We start from the raw sequence: 23,276 nt of genomic DNA, 5'->3' as shown, positions 1-23,276 counted from the left end.
CATGGCCAACGATCTTGCCGACAGCGCGCACATCCTGCGCGCGGCCAGCGCCAGCCTGGCCTTTCAGCAGCAGGGCGGGCGGCGCAGCGGCGGATCGATCGGGCGGCGATCGGCCGATCTGAAACGCCAGCACCTGTTGCGCAAACTGGTGCGCGCCAGCCTGGCGGTGGGCGTGATCGTGCTGGGCGTGTCGGTGCTGGGCGTGGTGATCGGCGGCATCGGGTTGGGCGGGCTGATGCTGACGCTGCTGATGCTGGCGCTGGCGGTCGGGTTTCTGGCGACGTATCCCCGGCTGAAAGTGCCGCAACTGGGCGCGATTAACCGGGGTGATGTGCGAAGCACGGTGGGCCGCACGCAACTGTGGCTCGAGGCGCAGCGCACCGCGCTGCCCCCGCCTGCGTCGCGCCTGCTCGACGGCATCGGGCTGCGGCTCGACGCGCTGGGCACGCAGCTCGAAGGGATCGATCCGGGCGAACCGGCGGTGGGCGATGTGCGACGCCTGATCGGCGAACATCTGCCCGGCATGGTTGCCAGCTATACCCGCATCCCCGCGCATCTGCGCAGCGAACAGCGCAGCGGCAAGACCGCCGACCAGCAATTGACCGAAGGGCTGGCGCGGATCACCGACGAAATCGACGCGCTGTCGCGCAAACTGGCCGAAGGCGATATCGACGCGCTGGCCACCGAGGCGCGCTATCTTGACTATCGCTATGGCAATGCGATGGACGAGCCGGGAAAACTGACCGGACCTGTCTGATGCGCCTGGAAATACCGCACACGCTTGGCAAGGACGAAGTCCGCCGCCGTATCGCCGCGCGCATGGACGGGGCCGAGGCCAAAGCCGGCGCCATCATCGGCGGCCCGCTGAGCCTTGATCTGGCGTGGATCGCCGCCGACCGCCTGGCGGTCAAGGCCATGGCGATGGGATACACCGTGCCGGCCACGCTCGACATCACCGAAACCGCGCTGGTGTTCGACGTGACCATCCCCGGCGGCCTGGGTTTTGCACGGCGCATGATCGAAAACATGATCCGCGAACGCGGTGAAAAGCTGCTCGCCTGATCCTCCCCGAAACGGGGAGATCAGGCGGTGCGGGCTGTCAGGTCACGATGATATATTGGACGGCGGAGACTGACAGGATCTTGCCAGGGGCAAGGTTGTCACCATCCCGTTGGGCCGTAATGGTCAGCTCGAAGTCAGAATTGGCACCCAGCACCAGGCATTCGGTGGCTTGGTCATGTGCACATTGCGTCACACCGCCGGGCTTTGTCGCGATTCTTCCCTCGAGGATCCAGGCCGCGCACCCTTTTGCATCCAATTGTCCCGCATCACACTTTGGTGCAATCGTTCCGGCTCTTACCGCATCCAACGCCGCCTGAAACAGCAAGGCACCACGAACCGCAGTTTCTGCATCCCGGGCGGCAAACCATTCCGTGCGGTCGTCTGCCCCCAGCGCCGAACAACGATCCTGCCATACGCTATGCGACAGGACCGGCGCGCGTAAGGGCATGGCGACAAAGGCAAACCAGGGTGTCGCTGTCACCTTGTACGGGCGAACCTTGCTGTTTCGCGTCTGCCGACCGGCTTCGGTCGGTGCGTACCACACGGTTACGCCATCACGGCTGCACAGGCCTTCAAATTCCGTGCCGTGCGCACGGGTTGTCGTGCTGATCGCGTGCACGCCGACAAACATGCCGCGCTGGTACTTTCTCACGGGGTTGAGGATCGATAGCAGGTCCTTGTGCGCCTGGCGCGTGGCGGCCTTGGGCGACAGCGCCTCAAGTTGGCGAGAGGTCATGTCCTCCTGCGCCTGCACGGGCGCAGGTGCCATCGCCATCATTGCCAACACCAAGGCTATCGGGCGCATGCAGCGTTTCTCCGTGTATCATCCCCGAAACGGGCAGGATAATGTCACAAATCCTGTCGGTCGAATTCGAGCAGTTCGGGCGGCAGGCGCAACGTGCGCGACACCAGCCGGGTTTCCAGCAGCAGATAGACCAGCGCCAGCATCAGCAGGCTGATCGCGGTGAAAAAGGTCAGTTCGGTGGCGATGCGGAATTCGCGGCCAAGCATTTCGCCCAGGAACAGCGTGCCCACGGTGACCCCGATGCCGATGCCGCTCATCACCAGGATCAGCAGCGCATGGCCGATCAGCTGGATGCGCCGGTCGACAAAGCGCATTTCGATCACCACCGCGTCATGGTCCGGCCCGGTGGTCTTGGCGTGCAGGATCTGCAACGCGCGCGACCGGTCGACGATCCGGCCAAGGCGGGTGGTCAGGATGTTCATGATATTGCCGATCGCCACCAGCACGAACACCGGGGCGAGCGAAAGTTGAATGGTCTGCGCAATCATGTCGCCATGATGCCAGAGCCGGCGCAGGCGCGCCAGACCCGCATCACTGCGCAAAAAACCGCTGTTGCCAGCCGAATGTCGCTTCGACCGGATTGCCGTTCGGATCGAGCGCGGGGTGAAAACGGAATCGTTCGATCGCCAACCGGCAGGTCACCGCATCGGCATCGGGGTCGCCGCTGGGTTGATGCACGCGGCAGGCGGTCACCCGCCCGTCGGTGCCCACGGTCAGCGCCACGATCACCGCGGTGCCCAACCGCCTGGCGCGGCCCGCCTTGGCATAGTCACGCTCGGCCAGATCGCCGGCAATCTTGGTCGGCGCACCATAATGCCCCCCACCGCCGGGTCCGTTGCCGCTGCCCGCACCGCCCGTGCCTTCGCCGCCGGCACTGGCGCCCGATTGCGGCGCACTGCCGGTGCCGGCAACCGGCGCGGCCGGCGGCGCGGTCACGACCGGGTGCGACGGTGCGACGATCGGGTCCGCCTCGGCGCGTCTGGCCGCGGCACCGCGGGCACCGTCTGCCCGGCGACGATGCGCATCCGCATGCCGCGTTGCGAACACCACCGACGTGATCGACGGCTGTCGATAGGCCTCGTAGGTATATCGGACAAACGGATCAAACGCCCGGATCGCCCAGAGCACGGCCCCGCCATAGGCCACCAGCAGGCCCGCGCGCAGCCCCAGGCGCGCACGCGCCGACAGGATCGGCGCATCGGCAAAGCGGTGGGGCGATGTGCGGGCCATGCCGCGGGTGTATCAGATTTCGAGCAGGCTGTCCTCGCGCGCCAGGCTGTACAGCGTCAGGCCATGGTCGCGCGCCTGCGCAACCGCCAGCGTCGATGCGGCAGAGATCGTCGCCATCACCGGCACATTGGCAATCACCGCCTTTTGCACCAGTTCAAAACTGCACCGCGCGGTCAGCACGACAAACCCGGTGCCCGGATCGATCCCGGCCTGCGCCAGCGCGCCGATCAGCTTGTCAAACGCGTTGTGCCGCCCGACATCTTCGCGCAGACAGCGGATCGTGCCATCGACATCGCAGAACGCAGCGGCATGCGCCGCGCGCGTCACCCGGCCCAGCACCTGGTGATCGCCCAGCGCCGACACCGCGCGAAACACCGCCGCCTTGTCCACGTTGAGCCGCGCGGTCACCGGCGCCAGGGGGCGCAGCACCTGTTCCAGGCTTTCGATCCCGCACAAACCGCAACTGCCCTCGGCCAGCCGCAGCCGCGCCCGATCGATCAGCGGGCCTGCGGATGGCGCATCGAGCACCACGCGCAGCATCCAGCCGCCGCCCGGCACTTGCACCGCATCGGCCGAAACGAACCCGGACCGCGTGGCGATCAATTGTTCCGACAGGCAAAAGCCCAGCGCATAATCATCAAGATCGGCGGGCGTCGCCATCATCACGGCATAGCCGATGCCGTTGATTTCGATCGCGATCGGCGCCTCGTCGACCAGCGCCCGGGTCAGCGCGCGCGCCGCGCGGCCATCGGCAAAATGCTCGATCGCCGCTGCATTGCGCGCGCCGTCAGGCGTCATGGGGTGCGCGGATGCCCGGTGCCAGCCGCGCCATCACCGCAACGGCAACCGGATCGAGCCCGGTAGAGCCGTGTTCGAGCAATTGCTGCTGCATCCGCACCGTCCAGAACGCATGGATATGATCGGCAATCGCGGCAATCTGGTCCTTTTCACGGGCAGTGTTGCGCACGATCTGGTTGATCATCGTCACCAGCTTGGCGGTGGTATCGACATGGTGGACCTGTCCGGTCATTCCGCCGGCTCCATCGCGATGCGGCGCGACAGGTCGGCTTGCGCCTCATAATCCTGCTGCCACTGGCTGGGGCCGTTCGACGGGGTGATCTGCACCGCGGTCACCTTGTATTCGGGGCAATTGGTCGCCCAGTCCGAATTGTCGGTGGTGATCACGTTGGCCTGCGTGGTGGGGTGGTGGAACGTCGTATAGACCACGCCCGGCGCCACGCGGTCGGTGACCGTTGCGCGCAAGGTGGTTTCCCCGGCGCGGCTGGCCAGCCGCACCCAGTCACCCGTGCGGATGCCGCGGTTTTCGGCATCGGAAGGGTGGATTTCCAGCAGATCCTCTTCATGCCACGCGCTGTTTTCGGTGCGCCTGGTCTGCGCGCCGACATTGTATTGCGACAGGATGCGTCCGGTGGTCAGCAGCAGCGGGAAACGCGGCCCGGTGCGTTCATCGGTCGGCACATATTCGGTAACGATGAATTTGCCCTTGCCGCGCACAAAGCCGTCGACATGCATGATCGGCGCACCGTCGGGGAACGCTTCGTTTACCGGCCACTGCAGCGACCCTTCCTGGTCAAGCCGGGCAAAGCTGACCCCGGCAAAGGTCGGCGTCAGGCGCGCAATCTCGTCCATGATTTCGGACGCATGCGTGTAATTCCAGTCAAGCCCCATGGCGCGCGCCAGTTCCTGCGTCACCTGCCAGTCTTCATACCCGTTCAACGGTTCCATCACCTTGCGCACCGGCTGGATCCGGCGTTCGGCATTGGTGAACGTGCCGCTCTTTTCCAGGAACGTCGAACCCGGCAGGAACACATGCGCATAGTTGGCGGTTTCGTTCAGGAAAATATCCTGCACGATCACGCATTCCATCGCCTCAAGCCCCGCGACCACATGCCTGGTATCGGGGTCGGACTGAACGATGTCCTCGCCCTGGATATAGAGGCCCTTGAACAGGCCGTCGGTTGCCGCATCGAGCATGTTGGGGATGCGCAGACCCGGTTCGGGATCGATCGGCACGCCCCATTCGGCCTCGAACATCGCGCGCGCGACCGGATCCGACACATGGCGATACCCCGACAATTCGTGCGGGAACGAACCCATGTCGCACGCGCCCTGCACGTTGTTCTGCCCGCGCAAGGGGTTTACGCCCACGCCGCGCCGACCGATATTGCCCGTGGCCATCGCCAGATTGGCAATCGCCATCACGGTCGATGATCCCTGGCTGTGCTCGGTCACGCCCAGCCCGTAATAGATTGCGCCATTGCCGCCGGTGGCAAACAGCCGTGCCGCGCCGCGGATCTGTGCGGCATCGACGCCGATCACCGGCGCCAGGAATTCGGGGCTGTGGCGCATGTCCGACACGAAATCGGCCCAATCGCGGAATTCATCCATATCGCAGCGTTCGGCCACGAAGGCCTGGTCGACCAGACCTTCGGTGACGATCACATGCGCCATCGCGGTCAGAATCGCGACATTGGTGCCCGGCGTCAGCGGCAGGTGATAGTCGGCCTCGATATGCGGCGAACGCACGATGTCGGTGCGGCGCGGATCGATCACGATCAGCCTGGCGCCCTGGCGCAGACGGCGCTTCATGCGGCTGGCAAACACCGGGTGCCCATCGGTCGGATTGGCCCCGATCACCAGCATCACGTCGCTGTCTTCGACACTGTCGAAATCCTGCGTGCCGGCCGATGTGCCGAATGTCTTGCTCAGGCCATAGCCGGTGGGCGAATGGCACACCCGCGCGCACGTATCGACATTGTTGGTGCCGAACCCTGCCCGCACCAGTTTCTGCACAAGGAACCCTTCCTCGTTGGTGCAGCGGCTCGACACGATCCCGCCCAGCGCGTTGTTGCCGTGCTTGGCGGCAATCCGCTTGAATTCGCCCGCGGCATAGCCCAGCGCCTCTTCCCAGCTGACTTCGCGCCAGGGATCGGTTACTTTTGCGCGGATCATCGGCTTGGTCATGCGATCCTGATGGCGGGCATAGCCCCAGGCAAAGCGGCCCTTGACGCACGAATGCCCGCGATTGGCCTTGCCGTCCTTCCACGGCACCATGCGCACCACCTGTTCGCCGCGCAGTTCGGCGCGGAAGGTGCAGCCCACGCCGCAATAGGCGCATGTGGTGATGACCGATCGTTCGGGCTTGCCGATGTCCTTGATCGCCTTTTCGTTCAGCGTCGCGGTCGGGCAGGCCTGCACACAGGCGCCGCACGACACGCATTCGGAACTGAAGAAATTGTCGCTGGCCAGGCCGGCGCTGACCTTGGATTCAAACCCGCGCCCCGAAATGGTCAGCGCAAACGTGCCCTGCACCTCGTCGCAGGCGCGCACGCAGCGCGAACAGGCGATGCATTTGGACGGGTCGAAATCGAAATAGGGGTTCGAGGTATCGGTTGCCTCGCCCAGATGGTTTGCGCCTTCGTAGCCATAGCGCACATCGCGCAAGCCCACGTTGGCGGCCATATCCTGCAATTCGCAATCGTTGTTGGCGCTGCAGGTCAGGCAATCGAGCGGGTGGTCGGAAATGTACAGTTCCATCACCCCGCGCCGCAGTTTTTGCAGCCGGGCGGTTTCGGTGTGGACGGTCATGCCCTCGTTCACCAGCGTGGTGCACGATGCAGGGGTGCCGCGCATCCCGTCGATTTCAACCAGGCACAGGCGGCACGATCCGAATTGCTTCAGATTGTCGCTGGCGCACAGCTTGGGGATCGCCCCGCCCGACAGGGCGGCCGCGCGCATCACCGTGGTGCCTGCGGGCACGCTGACCGCGCGCCCGTCGATCGACAGCGTGACCGTGGTATCGCTCTTGACTGCAGGGGTGCCGAAATCGGCCTGGGGTTCATAGCCCATGCGTGGTGTCCTTTACGGCGGCAAGATCCGCCAGCGTGTTGATATTGACAGGTTGGCGCGAAAGCGTGGTTTCGCGCGCAGCGATCCGCGCGGCAAAGGCGCGCAACGAATGTCGGGTATCTTCGGCCAGCAGCGCATCGAGCGGCGCGCGCGCCGACACCGGCCACAGCCCGATCACCGGCGCATCTTTGGCATAGGCCGGCGCGGGCGACAGTTCATCCACCAGATCGACAGGCACATCGAACGCATCAACCGGGATCGACAGCACCGCATCGAAGCCGCGTTCGGCCGCGTGATGCAGCGCAGCGTTAAGCCCGCCCAGCGGACCCATCGCCGGGCGCGGCCGGTCGGCCACCCCTGCACACGACGCATGGTCGCGTCCCGCCACGATCACCGCATCGCATTGCCGTTCCAGCGCAGCCAGCGCGCGGTCGAGCAGGCTGCGCCCACCCAGTTCGGCCAGCGCCTTGTCGCTGCCGAACCGCGTCGACCGGCCGCCGGCCAGAACCACGCCCAGAATGCGCTGCCGCGTCATTCAGCGGCCTCTTGCTCGGGTGCGGCCAGGCCGAAATCCTGCGGAAAGTGCTTGATCGCCGACAGCACCGGATAGGGAGTGAACCCGCCCAGCGCGCACAGCGATCCGAACTTCATCGTTTCGCACAAGTCTTCCAGCAGTGCGATGTCTTCGCCCAGCGTGCGCGCGGCTTTGCGCGCGTTGTGCATCTGCGGCAGTGTTTCGACGCGATCGACCGTGCGGCCCGATCGCGCGCGGATGCGATCGATCACTTCGACCCCGCGCGTCGACCCGATGCGGCACGGCGTGCACTTGCCGCAGCTTTCGACCGCGCAGAACGACATTGCAAACCGCGCCAGCGCGCTCATGTCGGCGGTATCGTCAAACACGCTCAGTCCGGCATGGCCGATCAGGCCATCGGCCGCGGCAAAGGTTTCATAATCGAACGCCAGATGGAAATCGCTGGGCGGATGATACGCGCCCAACGGCCCGCCAACCTGCACCGCATGGACCGGACGACCGCTGGCGGTGCCCCCGCCGATCTCCATCACCAGCTCGCCCAGCGTGATGCCAAAGCCCACTTCGAACAGCCCGCCATGGCGCACATTGCCCGCAATCTGGATCGGCATCGTGCCGCGCGACCGGCCAAACCCGACCGCGGCATAAGCGGCGCCGCCATGGGCCATGATCCACGGCACCGCTGCCAACGTCAGCACGTTGTTGACCACTGTCGGCTTGCCGAACAGACCTTCGAGCGCGGGCAGCGGCGGCTTGGCGCGCACTTCGCCGCGTTTGCCTTCCAGGCTGTTGAGCAGCGATGTTTCCTCGCCGCAGACATAGGCCCCTGCACCCACGCGCACTTCGACCCGGAACGGTGCGATGATCGCGGCGGACAGCGCGGCCGCCGCCTCCATCTTGGCGATGGCATGCGGGTATTCGCTGCGGATATAGACATAGCCGACTTGCGCGCCGACCGCGTGCCCGGCAATCGCCATGCCCTCGATCAGCATGAAGGGATCGCCCTCCATCACCATACGGTCGGCAAAGGTCGCGCTGTCACCTTCATCGGCGTTGCAGACGATGTATTTGCGGTCGGCGGGCGCCCTGGCCACCGTCGTCCACTTGATCCCGGCGGGGAACCCGGCACCGCCGCGCCCGCGCAGGCCTGACTGGGTCACTTCGGCAATGGTCGCCTCGGCGCCCAGTTCGCGCGCGCGCGCCAGCCCGGCCCAGCCGCCGTTTGCTGCATAATCGTCCAGGCTGAGCGGGCGCGTCTTGCCGGCACGTGCAAACGTAAACCGCTGCTGGCGGGCGATGAACGGGTGGTGTTCGATCGCGCCGATGGCCAGCGGGCTGTTCCCCGCCAGCACCGCCGGGACATCGGCCACGGTCAGCGGGCCAAAGCCTTGCCCGTCGATATCGGCCAGGGGCTCAAGCCACTGCATGCCCCAGCTCGACACGCGCTCGACCGTGCAGCCCGCGGCCGCAAACGCCGCCGCGACGTGATCGGCGCCACAGGCAATGGCCAGCGCGTCGTCGCTGATGCGGACCTTGACCGTCATGCCACGCTCTCCACCAGTGCCGAAAGTTTGGCGGTATCAAGCCGCGCATGCAGCGTGTTGCCAACCATTGCGTTGGGGCCGACCGTGCACAGGCCCAGGCAATAGATCGGCTCGATGCTGACCCGGGTTTCGCCTTCGAATGCGCGCGCCAGCACCTCGACGCCGCGCGCCTGGCAGCTTTCCGACCGGCACAGCTTGATCACCGGGCGGGTGTGCGGTTCGACATGAAAATCGTGATAGAAACTGATCACCCCGTGCACTTCGGCGCGGCTGACATTCAGCGCATGCGCGATCGCGGGGATCACCGCTTCGGGCACATGGCCCAGCACCGCCTGGATATCGTGCAGGATCGGCAGCAGCGCGCCTTCGCGCGTGGCATGGGCGGCAAGGATGCGCGCCACTTCGGCGTCGCGTTCGCTTGCGGTCAGGTTCGTGGTCATAGTCATGTTTTCAGCCATAATGTGGTGATCCGCCCTTGGCCATCTGCCCGCTTGGGTCAAATCAAAAGCAGCAAAGGTTGATAGATCCCGTCTATCACAAAGGCGCGTGCGGCGGCCAGCGCGGCACGCGCACGCGGCAGCGGCGGATCGCGATCGAGCACCACCAGCCCCACCCGCCGCATCGGCTCTGGCGGATCGAGCGGCAGAAACCGGGCCCATTCGACACCGAGCAACAGATTGGCATAACTATCTGGCACAATGGCCGAAAATGCGCCCGACGCGACCATCGCCAGCAGCGCCACATGGCTGTCGGCGGTGGCGCGCGGCCGCACCGCATGGCCGCGCGCTGCCAGCGCGCGATCGAGCATCCGGCGATAAAGCATCGATTCGTCGAGCAGGCACAAGTCCTGCGCCACCGCTTCGTCCCAGGCGATAGTCAGACGATCGTCGTATTTGCCGCCACGCCGTGTCAGAAACCGGTAATCCTCGCTTGCCAGTGGCACACCGACCATGCCGGCAGGCGCCTCGGGGTCAAGATAGGTGATCCCGGCATCGACCTCGAGCGCGCTTAGCCCCTGGTCGATCGCGCGCGCCGTGGTCGATCGCACCGACAGCACCAGATCGGGATTGGCGGCCAGCAGCGCCGCGCCGAACCGTCCGACCAGCGGCAGTGCTGCGGGTATTGCCGCCAGGGTAAACGGCCCTTCCAGCGGGGTTTCGGCCACCGCCGCGGTCATCGCGCCCATCGCGCCAAGGATCTGGTGCGCCCAGGGCAGCATCGCCTCGCCATGCGGGGTCAGACCGATGAAGCGCCGGTCGCGATCGATCAGACGGCGGCCGAATTCCTGCTCCAGCGCAATCAGCCCCGATGACAGTGTCGGCTGCGACACCCCGCATTCGTCGGCGGCGCGGGCAAAATGCCGCACGCGGGCCAACGTAACGAAATATCGCAAGTGGCGCAGTTGCATCCGGCGTGGTCCTCCCGGCACGGTGCCTATCGCATTGCGCGCGCGGTGTCATCGCGCGGGGTTATTGCTCGGGAATGGGGCAAACGGCGCATCAGGACTGCACGGGGCGGATGTACCGTTCCACCTGTCTATCAAGCGTTTGCGCAGCAACAGGGTCAAGACCGGGCCGGTTGCGCCGCGCCGTGCAACAGGTGTCGGGACCTCCACCCAATGACCATCCGATTTCCCGATCCGGGCAAGCCATGCCACGAACCGATCGAACCGGCGATCATCGATCAGGGTCGACAGGTCATCCGGATCGAGGCGGCCGCGCTGGAGCGTCTGGCCGATGCGCTGGACCCGGCATTTGCCGCCGCGGTGTGCCTGATCATCAGCGCCGGTCACCGCGTGGTGGTGACCGGCATGGGCAAATCGGGCCATGTTGCGCGCAAGATCGTGGCCACCCTGTCGGCCACGGGCACCCCGGCCATGTTCCTCCACCCGGCAGAAGCGGCACACGGCGATCTGGGCATGCTGACGCCCGGTGACGTGCTGATCGCGCTGTCCAATTCGGGCTCCACGCCCGAAGTGCAGTTGATCATGCGTTATGCCCGGTCATTGGGATGTCGCAGCATCGCGATCAGCGGCCGCCCCGGTGCGCCGATGCTGCAGGCCGCCGACATCGCGCTGCTGTTGCCCCCCGCGCGTGAGGCATGCCCGGTGAATATCGCGCCAACCACATCGACCACGATGATGATCGCGCTGGGCGATGCGCTGGCGGTGGCGGTGATGGGGCTGCGCGGCATGTCGCGCGAACGGATCAAGGTGCTGCACCCCGGGGGTACGATCGGCGCCAGCCTGACCCCGGTCGAGGATCTGATGCACACCGGTGCGCGGCTGCCGCTGGTGCGCGTCGATGCACCGATGCGCGACGTGCTGGTGGTGATGACCGAAAAAAGCCTGGGACTGGCGGGCGTCATCGACGGGTCCGGCCACCTCGTGGGGGTTATCACCGATGGCGATCTGCGACGGCATATCGACACGCTGATGCAATCGATCGCGCGCGATGTGATGACCCCCGATCCACGCACGATCATGCTGGGCAGCTTTGCCGGCGATGCCCGCGCGATTTTGGCGGTGGCGCGGATCACCGCGTTGTTCGTCGTTGCGCGCGATGATCCGCATCGCCCGGTCGGCGTGGTGCATATCCACGATCTGGCGCGCTGCGATATCGCGGTCACCGCCGATGCGCCATACCCCGTAACCCCCGATTGGGATCGGCCGTGATGCGCCGCATGATCGTGATCCCCGCGCGCCACGCCTCCACCCGCTTTCCCGCCAAGCCGCTGGCCCCCTTGCGCGGCGCAAATGGCACAGTGCGTCCGCTGGTCGAACGCACCTGGCGCACGGCAATCGGGGTGCCGGGTATCGACAGGGTGATCGTGGCAACCGACGATGGCCGGATTGCCGATACCGCGCGCGGCTTTGGCGCCGAGGTGGTGATGACGCCCGCCACCTGCCGCAACGGCACCGAACGCTGCGCCGCCGTGCTCGACGCTGTGCACCAGACCCCCGATCTGGTGATCAATCTGCAAGGTGATGCGCCGCTGACGCCTGTCGCCGCAATCGCCGCGCTGATCGACCGCATCGAGCATGCACCCGATCTGGCCGTGGCAACGCCGGCAATGCCGTGCACGCCCGCTGTGCTGGCGGCGCTGCTGGGGGATCAGGCCGCGGGCCGGGTCGGCGGAACCACAGTGGTGTTCGATGCGGCGTTGCGGGCGCTTTATTTCTCCAGGCGCGTGATCCCTTATGCCGATCCGGCCATGCTGATCGCTGCTGCGCACCAGGTGCATCTGCATATGGGGGTCTATGCCTGTCGTCCGGCGGCGCTGCGCCGCTATGCCCTGGCACCGCCTTCGCGGCTGGAACTGCTCGAAGGACTTGAACAGTTGCGTTTTGCCGAAATCGGCCTGCCCGTCGGCATCGCGCTGTGCGCTGCACCCGCCTGGGATGCGATCGAATGCAACAATCCCGCCGATGTGCCGCGGATCGAACGCGTGCTGGCCGAACTGGGCATCGATTGATGCAAATTGCCGGGCATACCGTCGGCACGCATGCCAGCGACCGCTGGGCCCGCCCCTTCCTGATCGCCGGCCCCTGCGTGATCGAAAACGAGGCGTTGTGCCTGACCGTGGCCGATCATCTGGCCCGGCTGGGCGAACGGCTGGGCATTGCGGTGGTGTTCAAGGCCAGTTTCGACAAGGCCAACCGCACCGCGCACACCAGTTTTCGCGGACCGGGGATCGATGAAGGGCTGCGCGTGCTGACACGGGTGCGCGCAACCACCGGGCTGCCCGTGCTGACCGATGTGCACGATGTCGCGCAAGTGGTCGCGGCGGCACAGGCGGTCGATATCCTGCAGACGCCGGCATTCCTTGCCCGGCAGACCGACCTGATCGCGGCTGCCGCGGCCAGCGGCTGCCCGGTCAACATCAAGAAGGCGCAGTTCATGGCGCCGGGCGACATGGTGCCGGTCATCGCCAAGGCACGCGCCGCCGCGCGCGCCGCCGGCCTTGACGAAGACCGGTTCATGGTCTGCGAGCGCGGCACGATGTTCGGCTATCACAATCTGGTGGTCGACATGCGCGCGTTGATTGACATGCGCGACACCGGCTGTCCGGTGGTGTTCGACGCCACCCACAGCGTGCAATTGCCCGGCGCCCGGGGCACATCGTCGGGCGGCACCCGCCACCACGTCGCCCCGCTGGCGCGCGCCGCCGCCGCCACCGGCATCGCGGGCCTGTTTCTGGAAACCCACCCCGATCCCGACAAAGCCCTGTCCGACGGCCCCAACGCCGTGCCGCTGGACCAACTCGACGCGCTGGTTGAACAGGTGTTGCAGGTGGCCGAAGCATCAAGCACTTGAACAGATCGCGCATTCTGGGGCAAAGGCCACCACAGCATCATTTCAGCGCGATCGGACCGCTTGCCCGCCATGGATTTCAGTCCGATACCTGTTGAGACCGCAGTGGGTGCATTTCTGCTGGCGTTTCCGGCGTTGTTTTCGATCGTCAATCCGCTGGGTGGGGCGTTGATCTTCGACGCGGTTACAGTGGGGCGATCGCGCGCCGACAAGCAGCGCATGGCGCTGCGGATCGGGCTTTATGCCATGATCGTGCTGCTCGCCTCGCTATGGCTGGGGGGATACATTCTCAACTTTTTCGGCGTCAGCCTCAGCGCACTGCGCATTGCCGGGGGGCTGGTCGTGGCGGTACAGGCGTGGAGCCTGCTGATGCAGCCCGAAGCGCACGAAGCGCGCAAGGCGCACCAGGCAGAACCGGCGCAAAACGCCGAAGACATCGCCTTTTTCCCGCTGACCATGCCCCTGACCACCGGGCCCGGCACGATCGCGGTGGCGATCGCGCTATCCTCGCAACGCCCCACCAGCGGCTTTGCCCCGTTGGGCTTCTTCGGCGGGCTTAGCCTTGCGGCGGCGGCGATCGCACTGATGATCTGGATCTGTTACCGCGCGTCCGACAGCATCACCGCGCTGCTCGGCCAGGGCGGCGCACGCGTGATGTCGCGTCTGGTCGCGTTTCTGCTGCTGTGCGTCGGCGTGCAGATCATCGTGACCGGCGTGATCGGGGTCGCCGGCCTGGCGCACCTCACCACGCGCTGATCCAGGCATCGTCGGCCAACCGGTTGGAACCGGGTTAAACCCTGCGCAAAACCACCGACACATTGTTGGCGGGCATGTCGATCACATCTTCGCAGTGCAGCCCCTGCGCAGCCGCCACTGCGACCACCGCATCCAGATCGCGCAGACCCCACGCCGCATTGCGTGCGCGCAGATCGGCATCGAAGGCGGCATTGCCCGGTTCAAGCGCACGATCGGCACGGCGATAGGGGCCATACAGGTACAGCACGCCGCGGCGGGGCAGTATCCGCCCCGCCAATTGCATCAGCGCCAGCGTGGCGGCCCACGGGCTGATGTGGATCATGTTGATACACACGATGGCGTCGGCATATTCCACCGGCTGCGTCGCCGCCGTCACGTCGCAGTCGAGCGGCGCGCGGACATTCGCCAACCCTTCGCGTTCGCACCTGGCAACGATCGAGGCGCGCGCCACGGGCGAAGGGTCCGACGGTTGCCAGATCAGGCCGGGCATCGTCTGCGCAAACTGCACGACATGTTCGCCGGTGCCGCTGGCCAGTTCCAGCACCAGCCCGGTCGGGGGCAGCAACGGGCGCAGGATCGCGGCAATCAGCGCGCGATTGCGCAAGGCGGCAGGCGACGATTGGCAGCGTGGGTCGGTCATCGCCTATCCTGTAGCTGGGCGCGAAGCGCCTGGTCTGGCGCCGCGCCCGACCGATCCAGCGCATCGAGCGTGGCCATCGCCATCGCGCGATAGGCGGGCAGCAGATCGGGGCAATCGTGTGCCAGCGCGGCCAGATGCCGGCCGATGGTCTGGTCATCGCCGCGCACCAATGGCCCCGACAGCGCGGCGATGCCCCGATTCAGGCTGTTGTCGAGCGCCGCGCGCACCAAGGGTGCCAGCAACGCTGCCGGATCATCGACCCCGGCCCTGGCCAGCGCATCGGTCGATCCCGCAATCAGCGTCACCAGGTGGTTCGCCGCATGGCACAGCGCGGCATGATACAGCGCGCGGTGGTCTTCGGCAATTTCGACCGCCACCCCGCCCAATGCGGCAACAATGCACCGCGCCAGCGCGATCGATGCCGCATCCGCGCCCGTCACGGCAAACCGCGCGCCAACCATGCGCGCCACTTCCGCCGGCGCATCGCCGGTAAACGTCATCGCCGGATGGATTGCCGCGGTCAGCGCACCGCGCGCCGCCAGCAGCGACAAGACGCCGACGCCGCTGCGCCCGCTGACATGAAACACAAACGGCATGTTTGCCCCCATCGCGGCCGCCAGATCGCGGACCACGATGTCCAGCGCATCGTCGGCGACGGCCAGCGCAATGACATCGCACCGGTTCAGCAGGTCTGCGCTGTCACGCGCGGCCTGGGTATCGCCGATCCTGCCGCGGCCCAGCACCAGGATCGGACAGGCGCCATGCGGCGCCAGCCCCAGCGCCAGCGCAGCGGCCACGCGCCCGGTGCCGACGATGCCGATCTGGCGAAAGACAAATGCGTCCGGCACGGCCTAGGGCGCAACAAACGTCAGGTTCGAAGCCTGATCAACCGGCAGCGACTGGACCATGTCGCCCACCACGCCGCTGGCCGGATCGCGACGGAACACCACGACCGCATGACTGCGCTGGTTGGCTACCACGACAAAGCGTCCATCGGGGGAAAAGGCAAATTCGCGCGGTTCGCTGCCCGAAGTCGCGTGGCGATCGACCAGGCGCAGCGATCCATCGGCCGCCGACAGGGCGTAGGTGACCAGCGCGTTGTCGGTGCCGCGATCGGTTGCTGCCAAAAACCGGCCATCGGGCGAAAGGTGCAACGCGGCCGCCCCGACGGCCCCTCGGAAATCGGCCGGCGCCAGCGACAGCGTCTGGCGCAGCGTCAGATGCCCCTGCGCCTGGTCAAACACAGCCACCTGCCCCGCCATCTCAAGCGTGGCATAGGCATGGCGTCCATCGGCGGAAAACACCAGATGGCGCGGCCCCGACCCTGCGGGCAGATCGACAAAGGGCTGATCCCCGAGCGCCGACAAGGGCAGCTCGCGCTGTGCCGGATCATAGCGATAGACGTAGATCCGGTCCGCCCCCAGATCCTGCGCAAAGACAAACCGGCCGTCGGGCGATGACACCACCGAATGGACATGCGGGCTGGCCTGCCGCTGCGGATTGGCCATGCTCGCGCGATGCGTCTTGATCTGCGTCACCGGGCGCAGCGTGCCGTCGGCCGCCACCGGCACCACCGCCAGCGTCCCGCCCGGATCGGCAGAGCCGGAATAGTTCGCCACAAACAGATAGCGCCCATCGCGGCTGAGGCTGGCATACGTCGGATCTGCCCCAAGCGATGACACGCGATTGAGCAAGGCCATCCGCCCTGTCGCCGGATCGATGCGCCAGGCCGTAACCCGCCCCACCGGATCGCGCCGCCCGTCACCGTTTTCATTGACGGCATAAAGCCTGCGATGATCGGCCGACAACACCAGCCACGACGGATTTTCAGATGGCATGACCTGCACCGGCACTGCGGATATCTGCCCGGTGCGGTCGTCAAACCGATACAGCGTGATGCCCTTGTTCGTGCCCCCGGTATAGGCCCCGATCAGCAACGGCACCGATCGCGCCGCGACCTGGCCTGCTGTTGCCAGCAAAATCGCCGTGGCCGTGGCCAGCACCTTGAACACCATGCGCAACGCCTCCGCCAAACACCACGCGACCCGGGCTGCCCCCGCGATGCGCGCAGGTCAAGCGTTTCACAACCATGGTGCACTTCGGCGCTGTTGTGGGCCGATCGCCTCATGCCCGGTCATTTCACCTGGTTGATAATCCCCAGGCCCGCATAGGCAAAATTGGCCAAGGTATTGGCGAATTTCTGCAAATCGGCACCGGGAGCATTGGCCACGTAGAGCACGTCGTGATCGCGGATGCGGAAACCCTGCGCGATGAAGAACGCCGCCGGATCGGCCATATTCAGCCGATAGATAACCGGCACCCGGCCATCGGGCGTGGTTCGCGCGGTGGCAACCGTGGCCGGATCGAGCGCTGCCGGGTTTTCCAGCCGAAACAGAAACACCCCGTGGATATCGGCGCGCGCATCGTTCAGCCCGCCAGCGCGGCCCAGCGCCTGGGCCAGGGTCATGCCGGTGGCTTCGAACGGCACTTCGGCATTGGTGCCGGCAGCACCCAGCACGGTGAAGGTCCACGGCTGGTACAGCGCGGTCACCACATCGTCGGGGGCCAGCCGCACATTCTGTGCAGGATCGCGGATCACCGTGTCGAGCGGCATCGACGCCACTGTGGATCCGCGCGTGATCTGCAGCACCATTTTGGTGACCGGTTGCTTCACTCCGCCGGCATTGGCCAGCGCATCGAGCACGCGTTCGCCGTGCGGGGTCACGCCAAACCGCCCCGACGCGGCGACATCGCCAAGCACCGACACGTTTTTCAGCGCATTGTGCGTGATCCGCACGATCACTTGCGGATGGTTGGCCTTGCCCTGCAGGCGTTGCGTAATCTCGCGCTCGAGATCGATCGGCGAGCGCCCCGCGGCATCGACTTCGCCCACAAACGGCATGAAAATCCGCCCGGTTTCATCAACCGTCTGTTCGGGCAGGCCGGTGCTGCGTGCCGCCTGTATGCCCGAGGCCGGCGTGCCTGGCGGGCTGATCGTGGCAAACAGCGCTGCAGGCGGCGCCTCCCACACGGCAATGTCGATCGTGTCGCCCTTGCCGATCACCGTGCCGACCGGAGCGACATCGCCCAGCGCCTGCGCAAATGTCTGGCCATGGTCGGCCTGCACCAGGTGCGCTGCACTCGCGGCGGTCAGATCGACCACGGTGATGGCGGCGGCCTGAACCTGCGCGCCGCCGGCGTGGCGCAGCGCGCCGGCATATGGCCCCGACCGCCCGAACCGGCTGCAGCCTGCAACCGCTATAACCAGCGCCAGAACCAGCAGGCGGCCGAGCCGCACGCGCCGCACGGGGCGCCGATCTGTCGTTTTCATCATGCCGCCCTTCTAGCGCAACCGCAGGCGACGCCGTGGCAGGTATGGCTCCATTCCGGGGGTGTTGCGCGCGCTGCGGCAAAGCGCCGGTGGCAGCGCGGATGAGGCTTCCCGGCCACACCGGTGCCGCCCCTCGATCACGCCGAAACGGCTCTGATCCTGATGCAATCCGGTTTTGCCGCACAAGCGTGCCGCACTAGGCCGCCCTTCACACCGTGGCGGAAAGGCGTCTGCACATCATGAATGAACGCGGCAATGAATTGCCCGGTCCGTCGCGGCGCTGGTGGCTGCGGCCGCTGTTTGTGACGTGCGTCGTGCTGCCGTCGCTTATGGCGACCCTCTGGTTCGGCGTACTGGCATCGGACGTCTATGTCTCGGAATCGCGCTTTATCGTGCGCGGACAGGACAAGGCCACGCCGACTGCGCTGGGCCTGCTGCTCAACACGGCGGCGCTGGGCCACGGCACGCCTGAAAGCAGTGCTGCGCAAAGCTATCTGTTGTCGCGCGACGCGCTGGCCGCGCTCAACCATGGCAATGCCTACGCCCACGCCTACGCCCGGCCCTCGATCGCGCGGCTTGACCGGTTTGACCCGCTGGGTCTTGGCGGCAGTTTCGAGGATTTGTACAAATATTACCTGACCCACGTGCGTGTCGATACCGACAGCGCCGCAGGGATCACTGTGCTGAGCGTACGCGCCTATACCGCCGCCGATGCACGCGCTTTCAACGAACGGTTGCTGCGCATGGCCGAAACCACGGTCAACCGGATGAGCGCGCGCGCGCGGCAGGATCTGATCACCAGCGCGCAACACGAAGTGATCGATGCCAAAGCCGCCGCGCGCAACGCAAGCGCCGAAATGGCGCGGTTTCGCAACAGCGCCGGGGTGATCGATCCGACGCGGCAGGCCCCGATCCAGTACGAGCTGATCGCCAAGTTGCAGGACGAACTGATCGAGGCGCGCAGCGATCGGCGCCAGTTGACCATCATCGCCCCGCAAAGCGCCCAGATCGCAGCTCTCGATGCGCGGATTGCCGAAATCGGGACACGGATCAAGGAACAGTCCGGGCTGACTGCGGGCAATCGCATCAGGTCGCTCGCCGCCTCGAGCGAGGCCTATGAACGCCTGTCGCTCGACGCCGATTTCGCCGCCAAACGCCTTGCCGCAGCGCTCGCCTCGCTCGAGGCAGCGGAAAACGAGGCGCAGCGCAAATCGAGCTATGTCGAACGGATCGTCGAACCGGGCCTGCCCGACGCGGCGATCGAGCCGCACCGGCTGCGCGCCATCGTGACCACCCTGGCGTTCAGCCTGGTGGTGTGGGGCGTGATCACGCTGCTGATTGCAGGCATACGGGAACACGGATCGTGACCGCGCACCATCGCCCCGCGCTGGGCCCGGCGCTGGCGGTGCAAGGCCGCGTGGTGTTTGCACTGCTGATGCGCGAGGTGCTGACGCGTTATGGCCGGCACAACATCGGGTTTCTGTGGCTGTTTGTCGAACCGATGCTGTTCACCCTTGGCGTCACCGTGCTGTGGTCGCTCACCAAAAGCCTGCACGGCAGCACCATTCCGATCACCGCCTTTGCCCTGACCGGCTATTCCAGCGTGCTGTTGTGGCGCAACATGCCGGGGCGTTGCATCAATGCGGTCGAACCCAATCGTTCGCTGTTCTATCACCGCCATGTCCGTCTGCCTGATATTTTCGCGGCGCGGCTGCTGCTCGAACTGGGCGGCGCGACGATGTCGTTCATTCTGCTGGGCGTGATATTTTGCGGGCTCGATCTGCTCGAACCACCCGAAGACCTGCTGACCGTCATGACCGGATGGGGACTGCTGGCCTGGTTCGGCATGGCGCTGGCGCTGCTGCTGGGCACGCTGTCGCTGCGCAGCGAACTGGTCGAAAAACTGTGGCACCCGTTTTCCTATCTGACCTTTCCGCTGTCGGGTGCGGCGTTCATGGTCGATGCGCTGCCGCGCGATGTGCAGGATCTGGCGCTTTATCTGCCGATGGTCGACGGGGTCGAAATGGTCCGTGATGGCTATTTCGGCAGCTATGCCCATGCCCATTATGATGCCGGGTATCTGGTGGCGGTCTCGCTGATCCTGAGCCTGCTCGGACTGAGCCTGCTTATGCTGTCGCGCAATCTGGTGACGGTGGACGGATGATCCGCCTGCGCCAGATCGCGGTAACCTATCGCACGCGGCAGGGGCCGCGCCCGATCCTGCGCGGCATCGATCTGGATCTGGCGCGCGGGGAAAAACTTGGCATTCTGGGCCGCAACGGCGCGGGCAAATCGACGCTGGTCCGGGTCGTCAGCGGTGCTGAACGCGCGACCTCCGGACACGTCGAACGCACGATGTCGGTGTCATGGCCGCTGGCCTTTGCCGGCGCGTTTCAGGCTTCGCTGACGGGGCGCGACAACGTGCGGTTTATCAGCCGGATCTATCATTCGGATTTTCGCCGCAACATCGCCGCGGTCGAGGATTTTGCCGAACTGGGCGCCTATCTGAACGAGCCGGTGCGGACATATTCGTCGGGCATGCGCGCGCGGCTGGCCTTTGCCATTTCGCTGATCATCGAATTCGACTGTTTTCTGATCGATGAAGTCGCAGCCGTAGGCGATGCCCGGTTCCGCCAGAAATGTGAACACGAACTGTTCCACCGCCGTGCCGACCGCGCAATGATCATGGTCAGCCACGAAAATGAATACATCCGGAATCACTGCAACCGTTTCGCAGTGCTTGAAGGCGGCATGCTACACCCCTTCAACAGCTTTGACGAAGCGCACGACGCCCTGGCCGCAATCCTGGCGTGGCAACCCCCGGTTGATCCGGTTTCGCCTGAATGGAGCATCGATGCCCAGACCATCGCCTGAAGCCGCGATCAGCGAAGCCCCCGCTGCACAAGCCGCCACCGGAATTTTCAATTTCGAAGCAGGCACCCCACCCAACCGGCTGCAATCACCGCGGTATATGGCCGATCCCCATGCCATCACGCTGCCGCTGCTGCCCGCAGGCGCAATGCAGCCATCCGAGCGCGATCACAACGAAGCCGCGGTGCGCGCACGTGCCTGCAGCGCCTATCTGGGCGATCACACCGCGCTGTGCCGCATCATGGGGCGGTACAAATGCTATGTCGACACCCGCGACATCGGCCTGGCCAGCCACCTGATGCTCGACGGGTACTGGGAAATGTGGGTGACCGAGGCGCTGTCGGCGCTGGTCACACCCGGCATGACCGTCGCCGATATCGGAGCCAATCTGGGCTATTTCTCGGTGCTTCTGGCGGACTGGGTGGGACCGCACGGCCGCATGTTCGCGTTTGAGCCCAATCCCCGCATGCATGACCTGCTGACCAGAACGCTGGCCGTCAACGGCATGCACCATGCCAGCCCGCACCGCGTCGCGCTGGGCGATCGGGCGGGCGAGGCGATGCTGATGATCCCGCAAGGGGAGCCCAAGAACGCCTATATCGCGCCATTGTCCGATCCCCTGCCCGACCGGGCGGTGCGCGTGTCGACCAGGCGGCTCGACCAGAATCCGGACTGGGCCGATATCGAACTGGCCAAGATCGATGTCGAAGGCGCAGAGGAATTGATCTGGGCCGGCATGGCGGGCCTGCTGGACAGGCACACGTTGAAGACGGTCGTGCTGGAATTCACGCCGGTGCGGTATCGCGATCCGATGCGATTTCTGCGCGCGCTGATCGCTCCGGGATTTTCGCTGGCCCGTATCGATATTCACGACGGCATTGTCGAATGCAATCCCGAGCACGTGCTGGCGGGTGCCGCGCACGACGATGTCATGCTCGTGCTGCGCCGGTGATGTGGCGCAGATCCCATCTTACGCCTTTATGCTGAAAGTCGCTGACGCATGACCCGTATCCTGATCGATGGACGCAACCTTGGGCTTGAAAAAGGGACGGGCGTTGCGACGTACGCCCGCAATCTCAGTTATGAATTGCATGAAATGGGTCACGGGGTCGAAGTGCTCTATGGCTACGGCGCCGGGCCATCACGCAATGCGCTGATGCGCGAGATTGCATTTTTCGATTCCAACCATGGCGACCGCGATCGCATCGCTGCCGCGATCGAGGCGGTGCGTGGCCGCCTGGCCGGGCCGCTGGCCAAACATGCCTTTGATGTGCCGATCAGCGGCCGCGTGGTATCGCGCACGTTCAGCGCGCGGTTGCCCTATTTCGACCGCATCGTGAATTCGACCAATGTGTTCGGGCGCAGCCACGCAACCTTCAGCGCGTGGAAAATGATGTCGCGCCTGACCATGAAAAATCCGCCCGACATCGCGCATTGGACCTATCCGTTGCCGATCCGGCTGAAAGGCCGGCCCAATGTCTATACCCTGCACGATGTCGTGCCGCTGAAACTGCCCTACACCTCGCTTGACAACAAGCGGTTCTATTTGCGCCTGATGAAGCGGATCGCGCGCGTGGCCGACCATGTCGTCACCGTATCGGAATGTTCGAAACGCGATCTGATCGATCTTGTCGGGATCGCACCCGAACGCATCACCAACACCTATCAATCGGTCGACATCCCCGAAAAATTTCTGGCCAAGCCCGATGACGAAGTCGCGCGCGAAGTCGAGGGCGCGGTCGGGGTCGATTATAAGGGCTATTACCTGTTCTGGGGCTCGATCGAGCCCAAGAAAAACATCGGCCGCATGATCGAAGGGTATCTGGCCAGCAAAGTCGATGCTCCGCTGGTCATCGTCGGCGCGATGGCGTGGAAATCCGAAGACGAGCTGCGCCTGCTGAACGAGGAAAACATCGTTTTTCGCCGCACCATCGAAAACGACGAATTCACGCGCAAACGGGTGATGATCCTGCCCTACGCGCCGTTTTCGCTGCTGGTCAGCCTGATCCGCGGGGCGCGCGCCACGCTGTTCCCGTCGATTTACGAAGGGTTTGGACTGCCCGTGCTCGAGGCGATGCTGCTGGGCACGCCGGTCATTTCATCCAACACCGCCAGCCTGCCCGAAGTGGCCGCCGATGCGGCGCTGCTGGTCGATCCCTATGACACTGGCGCGATCGCGCGCGCCGTGCGCCGGATGGATGGCGATCCCGCCTTGCGCGCCGACTTGGCCGCGCGGGGCCGCATTCAGGCCGCCAAGTTCAGCCGCGAAGCCTATCGCCAGCGGCTGGCGCAGGTCTACACCGCGGTGTCCTGAGCGCGATC

Annotated in this window: 25 protein-coding genes; 11 read left to right on the top strand and 14 right to left on the bottom strand. The window is 65.6% G+C overall.

Annotated elements, in window-relative coordinates; genetic code table 11:
• Window position 1 precedes the first annotated feature (1 nt).
• Window positions 2–757 carry a hypothetical protein gene (locus G404_RS0103910; RefSeq protein ID WP_028639934.1) on the top strand — a complete coding sequence of 252 codons (756 nt, stop codon included), beginning with the start codon at window positions 2–4 and terminating at the stop codon, window positions 755–757.
• On the top strand, window positions 757–1,062 hold the full coding sequence (locus tag G404_RS0103905) for a polyhydroxyalkanoic acid system family protein (protein WP_028639933.1): 306 nt from the start codon (window positions 757–759) through the stop codon (window positions 1,060–1,062). Before G404_RS0103910 ends, G404_RS0103905 begins: the two co-directional genes overlap by 1 nt.
• 37 nt (window positions 1,063–1,099) lie before the next feature.
• On the opposite strand, the gene G404_RS0103900 is transcribed toward G404_RS0103905, so the two are convergent.
• From G404_RS0103900 to G404_RS0103855, 10 genes are all read right to left on the bottom strand, one after another.
• Window positions 1,100–1,831, bottom strand: coding sequence for a hypothetical protein (locus G404_RS0103900; protein WP_169719680.1), 732 nt, complete (start codon window positions 1,829–1,831; stop codon window positions 1,100–1,102).
• An 80-nt stretch (window positions 1,832–1,911) separates the two neighbouring features.
• Entirely contained in the window at window positions 1,912–2,355 is a 444-nt protein-coding gene (locus tag G404_RS0103895; protein ID WP_028639931.1) for a DUF2721 domain-containing protein, read from the bottom strand.
• A 43-nt stretch (window positions 2,356–2,398) separates the two neighbouring features.
• Window positions 2,399–3,097, bottom strand: a complete 699-nt coding sequence (locus G404_RS0103890; protein WP_051280123.1) for a TonB family protein — start codon at window positions 3,095–3,097, stop codon at window positions 2,399–2,401.
• Window positions 3,098–3,109: 12 nt separating this feature from the next.
• The gene (fdhD, locus tag G404_RS0103885; RefSeq protein ID WP_051280121.1) at window positions 3,110–3,895 is read right to left on the bottom strand and encodes a formate dehydrogenase accessory sulfurtransferase FdhD; all 786 of its coding nucleotides are present in this window, start codon (window positions 3,893–3,895) and stop codon (window positions 3,110–3,112) included.
• On the bottom strand, window positions 3,885–4,127 hold the full coding sequence (locus tag G404_RS17965) for a formate dehydrogenase subunit delta (protein WP_036520249.1): 243 nt from the start codon (window positions 4,125–4,127) through the stop codon (window positions 3,885–3,887). Before G404_RS17965 ends, fdhD begins: the two co-directional genes overlap by 11 nt.
• Window positions 4,124–6,967, bottom strand: a complete 2,844-nt coding sequence (gene fdhF / locus G404_RS0103875) for a formate dehydrogenase subunit alpha (protein ID WP_028639928.1) — start codon at window positions 6,965–6,967, stop codon at window positions 4,124–4,126. Before fdhF ends, G404_RS17965 begins: the two co-directional genes overlap by 4 nt.
• Window positions 6,957–7,502, bottom strand: coding sequence for a molybdenum cofactor guanylyltransferase (gene mobA / locus G404_RS0103870; RefSeq protein WP_028639927.1), 546 nt, complete (start codon window positions 7,500–7,502; stop codon window positions 6,957–6,959). The genes fdhF and mobA overlap by 11 nt, the downstream gene beginning before the upstream one ends.
• Window positions 7,499–9,043, bottom strand: a complete 1,545-nt coding sequence (locus tag G404_RS0103865) for an NADH-ubiquinone oxidoreductase-F iron-sulfur binding region domain-containing protein (RefSeq protein WP_028639926.1) — start codon at window positions 9,041–9,043, stop codon at window positions 7,499–7,501. The genes mobA and G404_RS0103865 overlap by 4 nt, the downstream gene beginning before the upstream one ends.
• The gene (locus G404_RS0103860) at window positions 9,040–9,489 is read right to left on the bottom strand and encodes an NAD(P)H-dependent oxidoreductase subunit E (RefSeq protein ID WP_245584378.1); all 450 of its coding nucleotides are present in this window, start codon (window positions 9,487–9,489) and stop codon (window positions 9,040–9,042) included. The genes G404_RS0103865 and G404_RS0103860 overlap by 4 nt, the downstream gene beginning before the upstream one ends.
• Window positions 9,490–9,539: 50 nt before the next feature.
• A complete protein-coding gene (locus G404_RS0103855) occupies window positions 9,540–10,451 on the bottom strand; it encodes a LysR family transcriptional regulator (RefSeq protein WP_028639924.1) in 912 nt (303 codons plus the stop codon).
• Window positions 10,452–10,661: 210 nt separating this feature from the next.
• On the opposite strand from G404_RS0103855, the gene G404_RS17960 reads away from it, so the two are divergent.
• The 4 genes from G404_RS17960 to G404_RS0103835 all read left to right on the top strand — a co-directional run bounded on the left by G404_RS17960 (window position 10,662) and on the right by G404_RS0103835 (window position 14,112).
• Window positions 10,662–11,717, top strand: a complete 1,056-nt coding sequence (locus G404_RS17960; protein ID WP_051280120.1) for a KpsF/GutQ family sugar-phosphate isomerase — start codon at window positions 10,662–10,664, stop codon at window positions 11,715–11,717.
• On the top strand, window positions 11,717–12,517 hold the full coding sequence (gene kdsB, locus G404_RS0103845) for a 3-deoxy-manno-octulosonate cytidylyltransferase (RefSeq protein ID WP_028639923.1): 801 nt from the start codon (window positions 11,717–11,719) through the stop codon (window positions 12,515–12,517). Before G404_RS17960 ends, kdsB begins: the two co-directional genes overlap by 1 nt.
• Window positions 12,517–13,359, top strand: coding sequence for a 3-deoxy-8-phosphooctulonate synthase (kdsA, locus tag G404_RS0103840; protein WP_028639922.1), 843 nt, complete (start codon window positions 12,517–12,519; stop codon window positions 13,357–13,359). The genes kdsB and kdsA overlap by 1 nt, the downstream gene beginning before the upstream one ends.
• A gap of 102 nt (window positions 13,360–13,461) precedes the next feature.
• On the top strand, window positions 13,462–14,112 hold the full coding sequence (locus tag G404_RS0103835; RefSeq protein WP_211230726.1) for a MarC family protein: 651 nt from the start codon (window positions 13,462–13,464) through the stop codon (window positions 14,110–14,112).
• A gap of 34 nt (window positions 14,113–14,146) precedes the next feature.
• On the opposite strand, the gene G404_RS0103830 is transcribed toward G404_RS0103835, so the two are convergent.
• The 4 genes from G404_RS0103830 to G404_RS0103815 all read right to left on the bottom strand — a co-directional run bounded on the left by G404_RS0103830 (window position 14,147) and on the right by G404_RS0103815 (window position 18,083).
• A complete protein-coding gene (locus G404_RS0103830) occupies window positions 14,147–14,752 on the bottom strand; it encodes a DUF938 domain-containing protein (RefSeq protein ID WP_028639920.1) in 606 nt (201 codons plus the stop codon).
• On the bottom strand, window positions 14,749–15,600 hold the full coding sequence (locus G404_RS0103825) for a Rossmann-like and DUF2520 domain-containing protein (protein ID WP_028639919.1): 852 nt from the start codon (window positions 15,598–15,600) through the stop codon (window positions 14,749–14,751). Before G404_RS0103825 ends, G404_RS0103830 begins: the two co-directional genes overlap by 4 nt.
• Before the next feature lie 3 nt (window positions 15,601–15,603).
• Window positions 15,604–16,767 (bottom strand): lactonase family protein, encoded by a 1,164-nt coding sequence (locus G404_RS0103820; protein WP_211230725.1) that lies wholly within the window; start codon window positions 16,765–16,767, stop codon window positions 15,604–15,606.
• 119 nt (window positions 16,768–16,886) lie between these two features.
• Window positions 16,887–18,083, bottom strand: coding sequence for a polysaccharide biosynthesis/export family protein (locus G404_RS0103815; protein ID WP_051280163.1), 1,197 nt, complete (start codon window positions 18,081–18,083; stop codon window positions 16,887–16,889).
• Window positions 18,084–18,322: 239 nt separating this feature from the next.
• On the opposite strand from G404_RS0103815, the gene G404_RS0103810 reads away from it, so the two are divergent.
• From G404_RS0103810 to G404_RS0103790, 5 genes are read left to right on the top strand one after another with little or no spacing between them, the layout of a single operon-like run.
• The gene (locus G404_RS0103810) at window positions 18,323–19,450 is read left to right on the top strand and encodes a KpsE/RkpR family capsule polysaccharide export protein (protein ID WP_051280118.1); all 1,128 of its coding nucleotides are present in this window, start codon (window positions 18,323–18,325) and stop codon (window positions 19,448–19,450) included.
• Complete coding sequence (locus G404_RS0103805) at window positions 19,444–20,247, top strand: ABC transporter permease (protein ID WP_051280162.1); 804 nt, start codon at window positions 19,444–19,446, stop codon at window positions 20,245–20,247. The genes G404_RS0103810 and G404_RS0103805 overlap by 7 nt, the downstream gene beginning before the upstream one ends.
• Window positions 20,244–20,957: an ABC transporter ATP-binding protein gene (locus G404_RS17955; RefSeq protein ID WP_051280116.1), complete on the top strand. Its 714-nt coding sequence runs from the start codon at window positions 20,244–20,246 to the stop codon at window positions 20,955–20,957. Before G404_RS0103805 ends, G404_RS17955 begins: the two co-directional genes overlap by 4 nt.
• Complete coding sequence (locus G404_RS17950) at window positions 20,938–21,906, top strand: FkbM family methyltransferase (RefSeq protein ID WP_051280114.1); 969 nt, start codon at window positions 20,938–20,940, stop codon at window positions 21,904–21,906. Before G404_RS17955 ends, G404_RS17950 begins: the two co-directional genes overlap by 20 nt.
• Before the next feature lie 48 nt (window positions 21,907–21,954).
• Window positions 21,955–23,268, top strand: coding sequence for a glycosyltransferase family 4 protein (locus G404_RS0103790; RefSeq protein WP_028639914.1), 1,314 nt, complete (start codon window positions 21,955–21,957; stop codon window positions 23,266–23,268).
• Window positions 23,269–23,276: the final 8 nt, after the last annotated feature.

Source organism: Novosphingobium acidiphilum DSM 19966 (genome assembly GCF_000429005.1).
GTDB lineage: Bacteria > Pseudomonadota > Alphaproteobacteria > Sphingomonadales > Sphingomonadaceae > Novosphingobium > Novosphingobium acidiphilum.
The sequence above is the reverse complement of the archived record's forward strand: the minus strand, read 5'-3'. Positions and strand labels throughout refer to the sequence as shown.